Here is a 16,009-nt window from a genome sequence, read left to right as displayed (position 1 = left end):
CGCACCGCACCGCACCCCACCGCAAGCTCACCCCACAGCACTACGGCCCTTCAAACCATTCGCTGTTGCGCTCAGCAATCGGCGTGATGGTCAGAATCATCTCCTGCAGATGTCGCCGCATCGCCTTCTCCGCCGCATCGGCATCTTGCGCTTTCAGCGCGGCAAAAATCTCTTCGTGCTGCTGAATCAGGCTCTCCGGCGGCGACACTTCGCTTAGCGTCAGAAAGCGCACGCGGTCCATCGTCGCTTTAATGTTCTCCACCGTTTCCCACGCCAGCAGACAGTCAATGCCTTCGGCAATCAACCGGTGAAACTCATCGTCGAGCGCCAGAAACGCCTGGCTGTCGTGGCGTTCCGCTGCCAGACGCTGCAGCTGCAGATTGTGTTCCAGCGCCATCAGTCCGGTGGCAGCGATCTCCAGCGCGGCGCGGCGAACCACGGCGATCTCCACCGCTTCACGGATGAAACGGCCGTCGGCCACGCGCTGGGCGGAGATTTTGCGCACGAAGGTGCCGCGCTGCGGCAGAACCTGCACCAGACCGGCTTCCGCCAGTTTGATGAAGGCTTCCCGCACCGGCTGCCGCGACACGTTGAAGCGCGCCGACACTTCTTTCTCCGACAGCAGCGAGCCCGGATGGATCACGCAGGTCACGATATCCTTCCGCAGATAGCGATAAATCTGCTGATTTACCGGTTCGCTGGTGGTTATGGTATAGGCAATCGACATGCAGCAATATCCGTATTACGGCTGGCCGCCGCCAGCCCGATGAGAAAGCGTCAGTCTAATCAGCACGCTGCGTCTGCGCTACACATTTGTGCAGGCGGCTTAGCCTTCTGTGACCAGCGCCTGCACCGTGGCGCGTGCACCGGTAAGCCGCAGCTGCTGATACAGCTCGGTAAGCCGCGTAACAAACACTGAGTGATAACGTAAATCGTCGCCGAACACCGCCTGCAGGCGCAGTAAGGCCTCAACGCGCTGCGGGCCATCCTCGCTATTGGCAACAATGCTGGCCAGCTGTGCGCTGAGCGGATCGCGAATCTCAATCGCCGCACCCTGCTCATCGACGCCGCTGATATAGCGCATCCAGCCTGCTACGCCCAGCAGCAGATAATCACAGGCCGTCCCGTTACGCAGATGCCAGCGCACGCTATCCAGCAGGCGCTGTGGCAGCTTCTGGGTACCATCGGTGGCGATTTGATAAGTGCGATGTTTAATCGCCCGGTTTTCGTAACGGGCGATCAGCGAGTCGGCATAGGCGACCAAATCGACATCCTGCGTGCGCAGCGTGGGTGCCTGATCCTGCAGCATCAGCGCGCGCGCCGCCTGACGAAAATTGGCATCGGCCATGCAATCGCTGATGTGCTGATACCCGGCCAGGTAGCCGAGATAAGCCAGGAACGAGTGGCTGCCGTTGAGCATGCGCAGCTTCATCTCTTCATACGGCAGCACATCACGCACCAGCTCTGCACCGGCCTGTTCCCACGCCGGGCGGCCGCTGACGAAGTTATCTTCAATTACCCACTGGAAAAAAGGTTCGGCCTCCACCGCCACCGGATCGCGACTGCCCAGCCGCGCTTCCAGCGTCGCGAAAGCCTCATCGGTCATCGCCGGTACGATGCGATCCACCATGGTTGAGGGAAAGGTGAGGTGGGTCTGAATGTAATCCGCCAGCGCCGGGCTGCGACGCTGCGCCAGCTGGGTTATCACATTGCGCGTAACGTGGCCGTTCTCCGGCATGTTGTCACACGACATCACGCTAAACGGCGGCAGATCGCGCTGGCGACGGCGTTCAATCGCCGCCAGGATCACGCCGGGCAGCGAGCGCGGCGCGTCAGGGTGCGCCACATCGTGCACGATGTCCGGATGCGTCAGGTCGAGCTGGCCGCTCGACGGCAGCGAACAGTAGCCTTTTTCCGTGACCGTCATCGACACGATGGCGATTTCCGGCTGGCTCATCGCTTCAATCACCGCCTCAATACCGTCACTTTTCGCGTGCAGCGCCTGGGTAATTACGCCAACAATGCGCGTGTGCAGGCTGTCGTCGGCCATTTCGGTCACGCTGTACAGCAAATCCTGCTGGCGCAGAGCGGCGATCAGCGCGCCGCTGTTGAGATTCACTTCGCAGTAGCCCCAGTCGCTGCCGTGCTGCGCCAGTTGGTCAGTGGCCAGCGCCTGATGCGCGCGGTGAAAGGCACCAAAACCGATGTGCACCATGCGGGTTTTCAGCTGGCTGCGGTCGTAACGGGGGCGCTGTACGTCAGCGGGAAGGCGATCGGGTTGTAACATGCATAATCCTTGTGGCAAACGGGGCGCGCGGCGCCCCGGCAGAGTCATTCGATTAAACGGAAACCGGTTTGTCGCTGGCTTTTGGGCTGCGAATCACAAACAGCACCAGCAGCGCACCAAGGGCCGCCACCACACCCGCCAGCACAAAGGCGCTGTCAAATTTGCCGGTGTGCTGCACGATGAAGCCGGTAACGATCGGGCCGATAATGCCGGACAGGCTGCCAATAAGGTGGATAAAGCCGCTGATGCTGCCGACGCGGCTCTTGTGCACCACATCCTGAATAATCGCCCAGTAAATGGCACCGGTGATGTAGAGGAAGAAGATGGAGATCGACATCATGATCACCGCTGAATTCACCTCTTTGATGGTGCCCGCCAGCGCCACACATATCGCTGCCGCCAGCAGCGACACTACCAGCACAATCTTGCGCGATAGCAGCAGCTTACCGGTGATATTAAAGATTTTATCGGAAATCCAGCCGCCCAGCGCCAGGCCAACGAAGCCGACAATCCACGGGATCATGGTAGTGATGCTCATGGCTTTGATATCCAGCCCGTGCGCCTGCACCAGATAGGCCGGGAACCAGCTCAGGAAGAAGAACAGAATGTAGTTGTAGCAGAAGAAGGCGAACGCGGTAACGAGGATAATCGGCTGACGCAGATAGTAGCCCATGCCGTGCGCTTTGCCGTCCGCGTCGATGATATCTGCCGGCTCTTCCGCTTTCAGTTTCTCTACCAGCGCGCGCTCCTGCGCCGAGACGCGCTTACTGCGCGCCGGATTATCGGCGGCGAAGAAGAACCACAGCGCCATCCACACCAGACCAATCAGGCAGATCACCACAAACGCCGGACGCCAGCCGAAGGAGAGCGCCAGGTAGCCGACAATCGGCCCGGCGACCGCGCCGCCGAGCGGGGAACCGGCACTCAGCAGGCCCATGGCGGTGGCGGCCTGCTTTTTCGGGAACCAGCCGTTGATGGCTTTGTTGGCCGAGGCGCAAATCGGACCTTCCGCCATGCCGAACAGCACGCGCAGAATCATCATTGACCAGAAACCGGTCGCCAGCGCGGTCATGCCGCAGAACAGTGACCACATGCCGACGGCGGTGCCGAGCACAATCGTCGGGCCGAATTTATCGGTGGCTAAACCGCCAATAAAGTTGAACAGCGCGTAGCCGAAGAAGAAGCTGCCGAAGATCAGGCCGAACTGCTCGGCATTGATCATCAGATCTTTTTCCACCAGCGGCACGGTGAGCGACAGGGCAATACGATCGAGGTAATTGATCATATACACCAGGAACAGCAGCAGTACGAGGGTCCAGCGTAGATTCTTCAGCATAGAAACTCCGTTTCCCTGTTCTTCTTCAGGCTGCAGCGTCACGGGGAGATGACCTTGATGACCGCGGCGCTGCGCCTGATTTATGCAGGGGATTATTGTTGTGGCCGGCGGGTACGCACCGGCATCAGGGACATCTGGTGTGGCGCCTCACTCAATCCATTTGCAGGATCACTTTGCAGCAGGTGCGCGGGTCTTGTTCAAACAGCGTCATGGCGCGCTCGATCTGCGCCAGCGGGAAATAGTGGGTAACCAGTTTCTCTGGCTGGATCAGCCCCTGTTCCAGCCACGCAATCACCTGCGGGAAGCGGTTGCTGTTCAGGCGCGAGGTAAACAGCGACAGCTCTTTGCTGGTCAACGCCTGCTGCGTCAGGCTGCACGGCTCAGCAGAAAACCCGAGCAGGCCGATACGCGCCGCCGGCGAGGCCAGCGCAGCCGCTTCAGCGAGGATCGCCGGATGGCAGGCGGCGTCAATAATCAGCGTCGGCTGAACGCCTTCCAGCTGCGCCGCCAGCGGGATCTCGCTGTTGTTATACAGGCGATCGGCACCGTTTTGCTGCGCCAGCGCCAGCCGCTCTGGCAGGCGGTCCACCACCAGCACCTGCTGTACGCCGTACACGCCTTTCAGCACCTGAATGGCGGTCAGCCCCATCGGACCGGCACCGTAAATCAGCGCCACATCCTGTGGCTGCGGTTTGAGGAACGCCGTGATATTCGCGGCAATGGTGAAGGGCTCAACCAGGCTGGCGAGTTGGTCGGGAATGCTCGCCGGCAGGCGATGGGCATTTTTGGCTGGCGCCACCGCATACTCGCTGAAGCCGCCGTCGCGGTGGACGCCAATCACCTGCAGTGACTGACAGACATTAGGACGGCCAACGGAGCAGGGATAGCAGTGGCCGCAGCTCACCACCGGATCGACCGCCACGCGCTCGCCCAGCCGACTGGCATCAACGTCCTGTCCGACCGCGTCAATCACGCCGAAGAACTCATGGCCGATGACGCGCGGATAGCGGGCAAATGGATTGTGACCGTGCCAGATGTGCACGTCAGAGCCACAGATGCTGGCAAATTTCACTTTTACCCGTACTTCATCAGCGGCGGGCTGTGGCAGCGCGCGCTCGGCCAGCAGCAGTTTACCCGGTTGTTCAATCACCACACTTTTCATCATTCACTCCTGGCTGGTGGCCTGAAGGCGCGGCACACCAGTAATAACGCGACAGTAATGACGAAAAAATACGCGCAATAATACTACCATACAAGTTGCTGTTGCAGAGTTGTGAACGCAATCACAGAGCGGATGGGGTAGTTGCAAAGCGAAGTTTCAGAATGGCGTTGCGGTGCGCATCACTGCACATCCTGTAAAGTCGTTACCTGGTTTACAGGGTCGCCATTCAGGGCGACCGGAATAAACGCAGTAAAATGACAGGCCTGCTGCGATCGACGGCACGCTCGCCGTGCAACATCACGGCTGCCGTAGCGTTACCGCGCTGAGCGTGCGCCACAATAGCTCTTTATCCTGCGATGACACGTTGCGCTGCTGAATGTCGCGCATAAATTCGGCCTTTTGCGGTGCCTGCAGCGTCGCGCCCTGTTTCAACTGCGCGGCAAGCTGCGTCAGAATCGCGTCGCTGTAATGACCAATGCTTTTGCGCACCTCGTCCAGCGGACGCGGCTGCCAGTGCGGCTCCGGCGTCGCCAGCCAGTCGGCGCGATAGCGATACTGCACCGCTTTCGCCACATCCATCTGTGCCTGAATAAACGGCTGCACCGTGGCATCGTCCAGGCCCAGCTGACGCGCTTCCGCCAGGGCTTTGTCCAGCACCTTACGCTCCTGACCCAAATCTTCAATCGGCTGATGATGCTGCGCTTTATAACCCGCCACATCCTTCATGTAAGACAAACGCGTGTTAATAAGCTGGCCCGGCGAAGGACTGCTGAGTTCTGCCGCGGCGGCGGAACAGCTGCAAATCAGCAGCGCTAACGTGGCCGATCGTAACTGCATTTCCATACTGATGCTCCCAATGTTCAACCCAGGCGCTGGATCTGCGCGAGGCTCAGGCTAAGACAAAATAATGACATGACAAAGTACAGGGTGAAAAATTATCTTGTTTTTTAATCTACCAACTAGTAGGTTTGTTTTCCAGCGCCTTTTGCCGCAATGTTATTGCGCTTCAGGTTGAATGATTTCAGGCACAGGGCTGCCGCTGAGGCAGCGCTTATCATCAAAAGGAACACTCCATGACGGTCTTATCACATTACAAACGCCTTTCACTGCTGATTGCCGGTTCACTGCTGGCCGGCGCCACGCTGTCGCCGGCGATGGCGGCAGAGATGGCAGGGCAAAAAGTGCAGGTACGTGGCGTTGTTGAATCGGTAAACGGGCAGCAGCTCACTATCAAGTCACGCGAAGGATCGGAGGTCAGCGTGGCCATGAAGCCAGGCGCGATGGTGTCCGCGGTGGCGAAGGCCAGCATCAGCGACATTAAAAAGGGCGATTACGTAGGCATTGCCTCGCTGCCGAAAGCGGGCGGCGGTGATGGCGCGCTCGAAGTGCTGATTTTCCCGGCGCAGCTGAAAGGCGCAGGCGAGGGCAACTTTAGCTGGGATCTGAAGCCGGGCAGCTCAATGACCAACGCCACAGTCGCCAATAGCGTCACTTCGGTGGATAACAGTGAAGTGACGGTGAGCTACCACGGCCATCAGAAAAAAATTGCCATTCCGGCCGGTACGCCGGTGGTGACGCTGGCGGCGGCCACCCCGGATGACCTGAAACCCGGCACCACGGTGTTTGTTCCGGCCGAGAAGGGCGCCGACGGTAAGCTCACCGCAGGCAATGTCATTGTCGGCAAAAACGGCGTAGTGCCGCCGATGTAATCCGGCTCCAGCCAGGCCTCGCCTGGCTGGTAAGGGGCTCGATGATGCAACAGCCTTCACCTTCCCGCAGTAAAACGCTAATCCGTCGTCATTCACTGCTGGTGCGCGTGACGCACTGGGTCAACGCCCTGTGTTTTGCCGTTCTGCTGATGAGCGGACTGCAAATCTTTAATGCGCATCCGCGTCTGTATGTCGGCCTGTATGGCGCGGACCATGAGCAGCCGGTGTTTGAAATCGGCAATCGTCAGCAGCAGGGATTTGTCCGGCTCGGCTCGCTGCAACTGAATACCACCGGCGTGCTCGGTGTCTCGAAGCTGGAGGGGACGCTGACGGCGCGCGCCTTCCCCGGCTGGCTGACGCTGCCGTCGTGGCAGGATTTGGGAGCCGGTCGCCACTGGCACTTCTTTTTTGCCTGGCTGCTGCTGTTCAACGGCGTGATTTATCTGCTGCACGGTTTCTGGCACCGGCACTTTCGCCGCGATCTGTTGCCCGACCGTCAGCAACTGGGCGCCCGTCATTTGTGGCAGGAGATTTGCGACCACGCCCGGCTACGCTTTGCCCGCGGTGAAGCGGCGCGGCGCTATAACGCGCTGCAGAAACTCAGCTATCTGCTGGTGATCTTCATACTGCTGCCGCTGATGCTGCTCAGTGGATTAACCCTGTCGCCAGCGCTGGATGCGGCACTGCCGTTTTTACCCGATCTGTTTGGCGGCCGTCCCACGGCGCGCACGGTGCACTTTGTCACCGCCACGCTGCTGGTGCTGTTTGTGCTGGTGCATGTAGTGATGGTGCTGGTGTCAGGCGTGTTCAATAACCTGCGTTCGATGATCACCGGACGTTACGCGATCGATAAAGAGGATACCCCATCATGAAAATCGAGCTGTCGCGTCGCCGCCTGCTGCTGGGCGCGCTGTCCGGCGCCGGCGCGGCGCTGCTGAGCGGTTGCGATCAACTGACGCAAAACGACACGGTCAGCGGCTGGCTCAATCAGACCGAGCGGCTGACGCGTGCCAGCCAGCGCCTGCTGGGCGGCCAGCGACTGGCACCGGAGTTCAGCGAGGCCGATATTTCGCCGCTGTTTCGCGCCAACGGCACGCAAATGCCCGACTCCGACGAATATGCGCGTTTGCTGGCGAACGGGTTTGCCGACTGGCGGCTGCGCGTTACCGGGCTGGTGCAACAGCCGCTGAGTTTATCGCTCAGCGATCTGCAGCGGTTCCCCAGTCGCACACAGATTACCCGGCACGACTGCGTGGAGGGCTGGAGCGCGATTGGCAAATGGCAGGGCGTACCGCTCGGACTGGTGCTGGATGCGGCGCGCCTGCGGCCAGGTGCCCGCTACGTAGTGTTCCTGTGTGCCGACGAGCTGGAGCAGACGCTGGACGGCAGCGGGCGCTACTACGAAAGTATCGATCTGCAGGATGCGTGGCATCCGCAAACGTTGCTGGCCTACCGTATGAACGATCAGCCGTTACCGGTCGCGCACGGCGCGCCGCTGCGTCTCCGGGTCGAGCGCCAGCTCGGTTACAAGCACGCCAAGTATCTGATGGAAATTAAAGTGGTGGATTCGTTTGCCCAGCTTTGGGGCGGACGCGGCGGCTACTGGGAAGATCGCGGCTATGAGTGGTATGGCGGTATCTAAACGTCAGAACGCAGAAAAGCAAAAAGCCTGCTGTAAAAGCAGGCTTTTCTAAATCTGGCTCCTCTGACTGGACTCGAACCAGTGACATACGGATTAACAGTCCGCCGTTCTACCGACTGAACTACAGAGGAATCGTTTGGAACGGGGCGCATATTATCGGGCAGGCTGTGGCTTGTCAAAGCTCTTTTTCACAATTTTTTCTGACTGCTGAATAAAGCGTCAATTGCCCGACGCGGGCCCGCGCGATGGCGCGAATTAGCGCCAGCACTGCGCCTGATTGTGAGAGATGTCACCAATGCTATGCAAAATTACATTCTGATTTGTCGCTTCTGTCAGATACCTCGCATGTATGATCACAGATATTTCATTTCGCCGTTGTCGCCGCCCAAAACGAAACATATATTCCGTGAAACTCATCCCCGTGAACCGCAGGTGCAGCATGAACAAAGTCAGAATCGGTATGATTGGCAGTGGATATATTGGGCGTTGTCACGCGATTGCCTATGCGCAGGCACCCACGGTGTTCACCCTGAAGGGTGAGATTGTGCGCGAGATGCTGGCAGAGGTGAATCCGGCGCTGGCGGCGCAGCAGGCGGCGACGTTTGGCTTTGCCCGTTCGACGGGCGACTGGCGCGAGCTGGTGCGCGATCCGCACATCGACGTGGTCGATATCTGCGCGCCCAATTTCCTGCACAAAGAGATGGCGCTGGAGGCGATTCGCCACGGCAAGCACGTCTACTCCGAAAAGCCACTGTCGCTCTCGGTGGCCGATGCCGAAGAGATGGTGCAGGCGGCAGAGCAGGCGGGAGTGAAAACCCTGGTGGGCTTCAACTACATGAAAAACCCAACCAGCCAGCTGGCGCGGGAGATTATCGCGCGCGGTGAGATCGGCGAGGTGGTGCACTTTTACGGCACCCATAACGAAGATTACCTGGCGCGCGCGGAGACGCCGCTCGACTGGCACTGCCAGAAAGCGCTGGCCGGTCTCGGCGCGCTTGGCGATCTGGCGGCGCATATCGTCAACATGGCGCACTATCTGGTCGGTGATATTGATGAGGTGAGCGGTGACATGATGACGGTGATCAAACAGCGACCAGATCCGAAGGCGCCGTCACGTATGCTGCCGGTGGAAAATGAAGATCAGGCCAGCGCGCTGCTGCGCTTTAAAAATGGCGCGCACGGCGTGATTGAAACCTCGCGCATCGCCTGCGGCAGCAAGATGGGGCTGACTTATGTGGTGACCGGCACCAAAGGCACGCTGCGCTACACGCAGGAGCGCATGGCTGAGCTGGAACTGTATCTGCACGACGATCCGGCCGGTCGCCAGGGCTTTAAAACCATTCTCACCGGTCCGGCGCACCCCGATTACGCCAGCTTCTGCGTCTCGGCCGGCCACGGCATCGGTTTTAACGATCAGAAAACGGTCGAGATTCGCGATCTGATCAACGGCATCGCCGCCGGCGATCGCATGTGGCCGGATTTTGCCGAAGGGCTGCAGGTGCAGAAGGTGCTGGAAGCGGTGGCGATTTCCGCCGTGGAGCGCCGCTGGATGAAGGTGTGATGCAGAGCGTCAGCCGCAGACGCACGTAACCGGTCGCCATGAATGGCGACCCTACACGGTGCGTGCAGGGATGGCGAGCCTCTTAGGGTGCGCATTTATGCGCACCGGGATAATGCAGAAATTTTCCAAAGATTACGCCAGCAACGCACACTGCGGCGGCAGGCGGCAGCTCAACGCGCCGGGCTGCACCTCAATCACAAACTCACTGCCGGACAGCGGCTCGCCGTCGAGGTTAAAGGTCATCTCATGCGGTGAACGGATGGTCAGTGACGTCAGCTGTGCCGCGACAATGTTCGGGTTTTCATCGTCGCGCGTCAGCGAGTGCAGCAGCGTTGGCAGTAGCTCCTGGGCGGTTACGATGCTGAGATTAAGTTGTCCGTCGTTGATCAGCGCTTCCGGACACAACCGCTGTCCGCCACCGGCCTGACGGCCATTGCCAATGCCAATCACCAGCGCGTCACCCTGCCAGTGAAAGCCCGGTCCGCTGATTTCGCAGCTGTCCGGCTTCAGCGCATCAACGCGCATCAGGCCATGAATAAAATAGGAGACGCCGCCCAGCGCCGATTTCAGTTTCTCCGGCGTTTCCGTAGTGATGCGCGTGCCAAAACCGCCGGTCGCCATGTTGATAAAGTAACGGTCGCCGTTCACCCGCGCCAGATCGATGGCCGTGGCTTTGCCCAGCACCGCCAGCCGCAGTGCCGCTTCCATTTCTGCCGGGATACCGGCGCTGGTAGCAAAATCGTTGGCGGTGCCAAGCGGTAAAATCCCCAGCACCGGCCGCTGCGCTGGCGGCAGGGCGGCCAGCGCGGTGGCAATCTCATTGATGGTGCCATCGCCGCCGCCAGCCACCACGGTTTCCGCCTGCAGCTGCAGCGCTTCCTGCACGTAGCGGTCACCGTCGCCTTTTTCCCAGGTCACACGCACCGCCAGGTTAAAGCCTTCGTCGCGCAGGGTATTCACGGCGGCACGCAACTCTTCATTGCCTGCGCCTTTTCCATTCAAAATCAGCAAAGTGAGGGGTTTATTTTGCATTATCGCTTCCCTGATGAGTAAGACAGAGCTGTGGTTATAGCATAGCTGCGGCGGGAACTTTATCGGCGAACGATGAAAAAAAGAAAACCCGCACGGGGGAGCCGGGCGGGTGAATGAGGTGGTTCCTGGTATTACCTGCTGTTTGTTGTTACTCGTTAGCAGCAGGCGCGATTCTAAAGCGCGGCGAAGCGGCGGTCTGTGATCGTGTTCTAACTTCGCCGTTTTCTTTTCATTTAGTGCGATTTTTACCGTGCGGATCGTAAGTGCTGTTACCGTCGGTAAAATTGCGCAGCAGCAGCGCATAGGCCAGATCGACCCCCTCCGGCACGCTGATCCAGACGCGATGACCATCTCCCGGAGCCACCTCAACCGCGGCGCCCTTGTCATTCTGCATCGCCTGCAGCGTGCAGTTGAGATTGCCGTCCGGCGTCATGATCTCTACGCTATCGCCCAGCATGAACTTGTTCTTCACCGCCACCTGCGCCCACGTACCGCGCCGTTCACCGGTAAATTCACCGACAAACTGCTGACGCTCCGAAATGGAAAAACCCTGCTCGTAGTTTTGATAGCTGTCATGGGTGTGGCGACGCAAAAAACCTTCGGTATAGCCGCGATGCGCCAGCCCTTCCAGCGTCTCCAGCAGTGCCGGATCGAAAGGTTTGCCGGCGGCCGCGTCGTCGATTGCGCGGCGGTACACCTGCGCGGTGCGCGCGCAGTAGTAGAACGATTTGGTGCGGCCCTCAATTTTCAGCGAATGCACGCCCATCTGGCTCAGGCGTTCGACGTGCGCCACCGCGCGCAGATCTTTCGAGTTCATGATGTAGGTGCCGTGCTCATCTTCGAACGCGCTCATCACCTCGCCTGGCTTCATCTTCTCTTCCAGCAGGAATACCCGGTCGGTGGGCTGACCGACGCCGAGCGTCGCGGGCTGCACCGCAACCGGCTGATGGAAGCCAACAATGTTGCCGACCTCATCCTGCTGGCCTTCGGCCACGTTATATTCCCAGCGGCAGGCGTTGGTACAGGTGCCCTGATTGGGATCGCGCTTATTCAGATAGCCAGAGAGCAGGCAGCGGCCGGAGTAGGCCATGCACAGCGCGCCGTGGACAAAGATTTCGATCTCCATCTCCGGTACCTGCTGGCGAATTTCGGCGATCTCCTCCAGCGACAGCTCGCGTGACAGAATCACGCGCGTCAGCCCCATCTGCTGCCAGAACTTCACCGTGGCCCAGTTCACCGCGTTAGCCTGCACCGACAGGTGAATCGGCATCTGCGGGAAGGCTTCGCGCACCAGCATGATCAGGCCGGGATCGGACATGATAAGCGCATCCGGCTGCATCTCAACCACCGGCGTCAGATCGCGGATAAAGGTTTTCAGCTTGGCGTTGTGCGGGGCAATGTTCACCACCACGTAAAACTTCTTGCCGAGCGCGTGCGCCTCGCTGATGCCTTTGGCGAGGTTTTCATGGGTGAATTCGTTATTGCGCACGCGCAGGCTGTAGCGCGGCTGGCCGGCATACACCGCGTCGGCGCCGTAGGCAAAGGCGTAACGCATATTTTTCAGCGTGCCTGCCGGCGAAAGCAGTTCGGGTTTAAGCATGGGGAGTTCTCACTGATGTCAGGTCAGCATGCCATCACGGATGGCACGTGCAGCGGCCGCGTCAGGCGGCCCTGCAAAAGGTGGGGAATTGTAGGCAGGGCGACTCCCGATGTAAATTGACCTGGATCAATCTAAGCGGTTACAGCAGGCGGCCAACATCCGCTTCCCAGCGATATCCCATGCCGTACACGGCGCGAATAAACGGCTGTTCGGCATCAAGGTTCTCCAGCTTGCGCCGCAGGTTCTTGATGTGGCTGTCAATGGTGCGATCGGTGACCACGCGATAGTCGTCATACAGATGGTTCAAAAGTTGCTCGCGCGAAAACACTTTGCCCGGCTCCAGCGCCAGCGTTTTCAGCAGGCGGAACTCGGCGGGCGTCAGCTCCAGCGGCTGTTCGCGCCAGCTGGCCTGGAAACGCCCTTCGTCGATCAGCAGATGCGAGGCCAGCTGCGCCTCTTCTGGCGAACGTTTCACCCGGCGCAGAATGGTTTTCACCCGCGCCACCACTTCACGCGGGCTAAAGGGTTTGCAGATATAGTCGTCAGCGCCAATCTCCAGCCCGAGCAGGCGATCGATCTCTTCCGTGCGTGCGGTCACCATGATAATCGGCAGCTCAGAGAAGCGGCGGATTTCCCGACACAGCGTCAGGCCGTCACGGCCCGGCAGCATCAAATCCAGCAGCATCAGGTCCGGCGGCGTTTGCTGCACGTAACTCAGTACCGCGTTGCCATCGGCGAGGTGGTGCGTGCGGTAGTTTGACGCCTGCAGATAATCAATCATCAGCTGCGCCAGTTTGGGTTCGTCTTCCACAACAAGAATCAGGGGATCGCTATTTTCCGTGCTCATAAAGGGTGTCTAGTGAGGAACATACGGCAAGTTTAGCGTGATTTTCAGCCCACCTAAATCAGAGTCGGCCGCATTAATGCTGCCGTCATGCGCCTCAACAATATTCTTGCAGATCGCCAGACCGAGCCCGGAGCCGCCGCTGGCGCGATTGCGCGAGCTTTCGGCGCGGAAGAAGCGCTCAAACAGCTGCGCCTGCTGCTGGCGCTCGACGCCCGGTGCGCTGTCGGCAAACTGCAGCTGCCACTGCTCGCCGCTGAGCTGCATACTGAGCTGCACCGTGCCGCCGGCATCGGTGTAGCGCAGGCTGTTTTCCAGCAGGTTAGTAAACAGCTGCATCAGCCGGTCCGGATCGCCAAAGCTGCTGGCCTGCGCCGGCAGCATCAGGCTGAGCGTCAACCCCCGGCTGCGATAGCGTTCGCCAAAACTGCCCGCCACTACCTCCAGCAGACTGACCAGATCCACCGGCTGTTTGCGGTAGGCGAGGGCGCCCGCGTCGGAGAGCGACAGCTGGTGCAGGTCTTCCACCAGCTGGGTCAGCAGCGCGACTTCGCTCTGCAGCGAACTGATGGCGTCGGGCGTCAGCTTGCGCACGCCATCCTGCATCGCCTCCAGCTCACCGCGCAAAATCGCCAGCGGCGTACGCAGCTCATGGGAAATATCGGCCATAAAGGCGCGCCGGTTGCTCTCGTTTTTCTCCAGCGAGCGCGCCAGCTGGTTGAAGTCGCGCGCCAGCTGACCAATTTCGTCGCTGCTGCCGACCTCCACCCGGGTGGTAAATTTGCCCGCCGCCAGCTGATGGGTGCCGTCCACCAGCCGTTTCACCGGCGCCAGCAGGCCGCGCGCCAGCAGCCAGGTGACCAGTGCGGCCAGCAGCGTGGTGAGGCCGACAATCAGCCAGCTGGTCTGACGCTGCTGATGGTCAAAGTTGATATCGGTGCTGCGCGTCAGCCGCTCGGCGGGCGACGCAATCACCCAGCCAACAATCTTGCCGTTGCTGGTGGTAATATTGCGGCGCGAGCCTTCCGGCGGCACCGGCGAGCGCGGGCCGGACAATATTTTGTACTGCTGATCGATAATCCAGAACTGGGTGCGCCAGCCGTGCGGCGGCAGCTGAGTGCCGCTGCCGGGATTCTGTTCCAGCGAGCGCAGAATGGTGAAAATCAGCCGGTCGTTGTTACGCAAAAAATCCCAGCTACCGTGCTGTTCGTATTGATCGGCCAGCGCATCGCTCAGCAGCGTCAGGCGCTGCTCATTGCCCTTTTTGATGTAATCGACAAAGCCATGCTCAAAGCTGAGGCGCACGCCCCAGTGCATGGTGATGATCACCAGCATGCAGGTGGAAAAAATCGCCATAAACAGTTTGGCGCTGATGCCGAGTTTTACCGGCTGCTTCATCCTTTTCTCCTGCCTCTCAGGTCCACGTTTTTACTCACATCGGCGGGTACGCGCCAGAACACCAGCGCCGGCAGCGCAATCACCAGCGCCATGCACAAATAGGTGTACATAAAGGTTTGATGGGTCGCGGCGCTGTCGCTCACCGCGCCATGGCCGAAAGCGCCGAGCAGCAGACCGGCCACGGTGACGCCGATACTCATCGACAGCTGCATGATCATCGACAGCAGGCTGTTACCGCTCGAGGCCAGCTCGTCCGGCAGCTCTTTCAGCGTCAGGGTATTCATGGATGAGAAGCGGATGGCATTGACCATGCCCTGCAACAGCAGCACCACGGGCAGCAGCCAGATCCAGCCGAGCAGCGCCACCACGGGAAACAGCAGCACCACCAGCGCCAGCGCCAGCGTGCCGCCCACCAGCGCGTTACGATAGCCAAACAGATTTACAATGCGCACCACCACGCGTTTGATGCCCATGTTGCCCAGCACCATCGGGATCATCATCAGCCCGGCGTGGAACGGACTAAAGCCGAGGCCCACCTGCAGAAAAATCGGCGTCATGAACGGCAGCATGCCGCTGCCGATGCGGCCGGTGAAGCTGCCGAGCAGGCCGATGGCGTAAATGCGGTTATCAAACAGCTTCAGGCTAAACAGCGCGTTATCGTTGTTGCGGCCGTGCATCAGGTAGAACAGCAGGGAAAACACCCCCAGCAAAATCAGCAGACACAGCAGCAGCGGCGAGCCGCCGGCGCTGCGCTGGCCGTCGAGCGCCAGCGTCAGCGTAGCCATGCCCACCGCCAGCAGCACAAAACCGAGGAAGTCAAAGCGTCGCGTCTGCATGGTGTAGTTCGGCATCAGCAGCAGCGTGGCAATGGCACCGATGATGCCGACCGGAATGTTAATCAGGAAGATCCAGTGCCAGCTGGCATACTCCACCAGAATGCCGCCCAGCGCCGGGCCGAGCAGCGGGCCAATCTGGCCGGGCAGGGTGACAAAGGTCATGGCCGACATGTACTGCTCACGCGGCACGATCTTCATCACCGTCAGCCGGCCGACCGGCACCATCATCGCGCCGCCAATGCCCTGGACCACGCGCGCCATCACCAGCTGGTCGAGTGAGGTGGCGAAGGCACACAGCAGCGAACCGAGGCTGAACAGCACGATGGCGCAGAAGAAGATGTTGCGCACGCCAAAGCGGTCCGCCAGCCAGCCGCTGAGCGGCAGCGTGACCGCCACGGTGAGCACGTAGGAGACAATCACCGAGTGCATATGCAGCGGGCTGACGTTGAGATCGTGGGCCATCGCCGGTATCGCGGTGTTCACGATCGTGGTATCCAGCGTCTGCATAAAAAAGCCGAAGGCCACAATCCACAGTTGCCAGCGGACAGTGGCGGTTTGTGCGTTCATGCTCATCCCGTGTTAACAGTTTCATCAACCGCAGG

General features: G+C 59.9%; 14 protein-coding genes and 1 tRNA gene. 4 read left to right on the top strand and 11 right to left on the bottom strand.

Annotation, left to right across the window (positions count from 1 at the left end; all coding sequences use genetic code 11):
• Nucleotides 1-40 precede the first annotated feature (40 nt).
• The 5 genes from KOL70_RS08250 to KOL70_RS08230 form a co-directional block, all read right to left on the bottom strand.
• On the bottom strand, nucleotides 41-727 hold the full coding sequence (locus tag KOL70_RS08250) for a GntR family transcriptional regulator (RefSeq protein WP_021509299.1): 687 nt from the start codon (nucleotides 725-727) through the stop codon (nucleotides 41-43).
• Between the two features lie 99 nt (nucleotides 728-826).
• Nucleotides 827-2,287, bottom strand: a complete 1,461-nt coding sequence (locus KOL70_RS08245; protein ID WP_132465114.1) for a mannitol dehydrogenase family protein — start codon at nucleotides 2,285-2,287, stop codon at nucleotides 827-829.
• Nucleotides 2,288-2,339: 52 nt separating this feature from the next.
• On the bottom strand, nucleotides 2,340-3,623 hold the full coding sequence (locus KOL70_RS08240; RefSeq protein ID WP_058757273.1) for an MFS transporter: 1,284 nt from the start codon (nucleotides 3,621-3,623) through the stop codon (nucleotides 2,340-2,342).
• 151 nt (nucleotides 3,624-3,774) lie between these two features.
• Nucleotides 3,775-4,785, bottom strand: a complete 1,011-nt coding sequence (locus KOL70_RS08235; RefSeq protein ID WP_136545888.1) for a Zn-dependent oxidoreductase — start codon at nucleotides 4,783-4,785, stop codon at nucleotides 3,775-3,777.
• A gap of 297 nt (nucleotides 4,786-5,082) precedes the next feature.
• Complete coding sequence (locus tag KOL70_RS08230; protein ID WP_150360795.1) at nucleotides 5,083-5,628, bottom strand: chorismate mutase; 546 nt, start codon at nucleotides 5,626-5,628, stop codon at nucleotides 5,083-5,085.
• Between the two features lie 230 nt (nucleotides 5,629-5,858).
• On the opposite strand from KOL70_RS08230, the gene KOL70_RS08225 reads away from it, so the two are divergent.
• The 3 genes from KOL70_RS08225 to KOL70_RS08215 are packed head-to-tail and all read left to right on the top strand — an operon-like array spanning nucleotide 5,859 to nucleotide 8,136.
• On the top strand, nucleotides 5,859-6,494 hold the full coding sequence (locus tag KOL70_RS08225) for a hypothetical protein (protein WP_058757276.1): 636 nt from the start codon (nucleotides 5,859-5,861) through the stop codon (nucleotides 6,492-6,494).
• A gap of 41 nt (nucleotides 6,495-6,535) precedes the next feature.
• Nucleotides 6,536-7,366, top strand: a complete 831-nt coding sequence (locus tag KOL70_RS08220) for a cytochrome b/b6 domain-containing protein (protein WP_058769953.1) — start codon at nucleotides 6,536-6,538, stop codon at nucleotides 7,364-7,366.
• On the top strand, nucleotides 7,363-8,136 hold the full coding sequence (locus KOL70_RS08215) for a molybdopterin-binding protein (RefSeq protein ID WP_021509306.1): 774 nt from the start codon (nucleotides 7,363-7,365) through the stop codon (nucleotides 8,134-8,136). The genes KOL70_RS08220 and KOL70_RS08215 overlap by 4 nt, the downstream gene beginning before the upstream one ends.
• Before the next feature lie 55 nt (nucleotides 8,137-8,191).
• Here KOL70_RS08215 and KOL70_RS08210 read toward each other — a convergent pair.
• A tRNA-Asn gene (locus KOL70_RS08210) sits at nucleotides 8,192-8,267 on the bottom strand.
• 308 nt (nucleotides 8,268-8,575) lie between these two features.
• On the opposite strand from KOL70_RS08210, the gene KOL70_RS08205 reads away from it, so the two are divergent.
• Nucleotides 8,576-9,697: a Gfo/Idh/MocA family protein gene (locus KOL70_RS08205; RefSeq protein ID WP_211725202.1), complete on the top strand. Its 1,122-nt coding sequence runs from the start codon at nucleotides 8,576-8,578 to the stop codon at nucleotides 9,695-9,697.
• A 132-nt stretch (nucleotides 9,698-9,829) separates the two neighbouring features.
• Here the strand turns inward: KOL70_RS08205 and yegS are convergent, their stop codons facing one another.
• The 5 genes from yegS to mdtD all read right to left on the bottom strand — a co-directional run bounded on the left by yegS (nucleotide 9,830) and on the right by mdtD (nucleotide 15,974).
• A complete protein-coding gene (gene yegS, locus KOL70_RS08200) occupies nucleotides 9,830-10,729 on the bottom strand; it encodes a lipid kinase YegS (RefSeq protein ID WP_058757280.1) in 900 nt (299 codons plus the stop codon).
• A gap of 229 nt (nucleotides 10,730-10,958) precedes the next feature.
• Nucleotides 10,959-12,329 carry a tRNA 5-hydroxyuridine modification protein YegQ gene (yegQ, locus tag KOL70_RS08195; protein ID WP_211725201.1) on the bottom strand — a complete coding sequence of 457 codons (1,371 nt, stop codon included), beginning with the start codon at nucleotides 12,327-12,329 and terminating at the stop codon, nucleotides 10,959-10,961.
• A 139-nt stretch (nucleotides 12,330-12,468) separates the two neighbouring features.
• The gene (gene baeR, locus KOL70_RS08190) at nucleotides 12,469-13,176 is read right to left on the bottom strand and encodes a two-component system response regulator BaeR (protein ID WP_031280058.1); all 708 of its coding nucleotides are present in this window, start codon (nucleotides 13,174-13,176) and stop codon (nucleotides 12,469-12,471) included.
• Between the two features lie 9 nt (nucleotides 13,177-13,185).
• Nucleotides 13,186-14,571 (bottom strand): two-component system sensor histidine kinase BaeS, encoded by a 1,386-nt coding sequence (baeS, locus tag KOL70_RS08185; RefSeq protein ID WP_058757282.1) that lies wholly within the window; start codon nucleotides 14,569-14,571, stop codon nucleotides 13,186-13,188.
• A complete protein-coding gene (gene mdtD, locus KOL70_RS08180; RefSeq protein ID WP_031280060.1) occupies nucleotides 14,568-15,974 on the bottom strand; it encodes a multidrug transporter subunit MdtD in 1,407 nt (468 codons plus the stop codon). The genes baeS and mdtD overlap by 4 nt, the downstream gene beginning before the upstream one ends.
• Nucleotides 15,975-16,009: the final 35 nt, after the last annotated feature.

Origin of the sequence: Pantoea sp. B270, from assembly GCF_018726825.1 — a bacterium.
In the GTDB taxonomy this organism is placed as follows: Bacteria; Pseudomonadota; Gammaproteobacteria; order Enterobacterales; family Enterobacteriaceae; genus Pantoea; species Pantoea dispersa.
This window is presented reverse-complemented; position numbering and strand designations above follow the sequence as displayed.

Excerpts from the sequence above, each read along its gene's own strand:
- yegS (WP_058757280.1), bottom strand. The coding sequence starts at position 10,729 with ATGCAAAATAAACCCCTCACTTTGCTGATTTTGAATGGAAAAGGCGCA.
- KOL70_RS08205 (WP_211725202.1), top strand. The coding sequence starts at position 8,576 with ATGAACAAAGTCAGAATCGGTATGATTGGCAGTGGATATATTGGGCGT.
- mdtD (WP_031280060.1), bottom strand. The coding sequence starts at position 15,974 with ATGAACGCACAAACCGCCACTGTCCGCTGGCAACTGTGGATTGTGGCC.
- KOL70_RS08235 (WP_136545888.1), bottom strand. The coding sequence starts at position 4,785 with ATGAAAAGTGTGGTGATTGAACAACCGGGTAAACTGCTGCTGGCCGAG.
- KOL70_RS08245 (WP_132465114.1), bottom strand. The coding sequence starts at position 2,287 with ATGTTACAACCCGATCGCCTTCCCGCTGACGTACAGCGCCCCCGTTAC.
- baeR (WP_031280058.1), bottom strand. The coding sequence starts at position 13,176 with ATGAGCACGGAAAATAGCGATCCCCTGATTCTTGTTGTGGAAGACGAA.
- baeS (WP_058757282.1), bottom strand. The coding sequence starts at position 14,571 with ATGAAGCAGCCGGTAAAACTCGGCATCAGCGCCAAACTGTTTATGGCG.
- KOL70_RS08215 (WP_021509306.1), top strand. The coding sequence starts at position 7,363 with ATGAAAATCGAGCTGTCGCGTCGCCGCCTGCTGCTGGGCGCGCTGTCC.
- KOL70_RS08250 (WP_021509299.1), bottom strand. The coding sequence starts at position 727 with ATGTCGATTGCCTATACCATAACCACCAGCGAACCGGTAAATCAGCAG.
- KOL70_RS08240 (WP_058757273.1), bottom strand. The coding sequence starts at position 3,623 with ATGCTGAAGAATCTACGCTGGACCCTCGTACTGCTGCTGTTCCTGGTG.
- KOL70_RS08220 (WP_058769953.1), top strand. The coding sequence starts at position 6,536 with ATGATGCAACAGCCTTCACCTTCCCGCAGTAAAACGCTAATCCGTCGT.
- yegQ (WP_211725201.1), bottom strand. The coding sequence starts at position 12,329 with ATGCTTAAACCCGAACTGCTTTCGCCGGCAGGCACGCTGAAAAATATG.
- KOL70_RS08225 (WP_058757276.1), top strand. The coding sequence starts at position 5,859 with ATGACGGTCTTATCACATTACAAACGCCTTTCACTGCTGATTGCCGGT.
- KOL70_RS08230 (WP_150360795.1), bottom strand. The coding sequence starts at position 5,628 with ATGGAAATGCAGTTACGATCGGCCACGTTAGCGCTGCTGATTTGCAGC.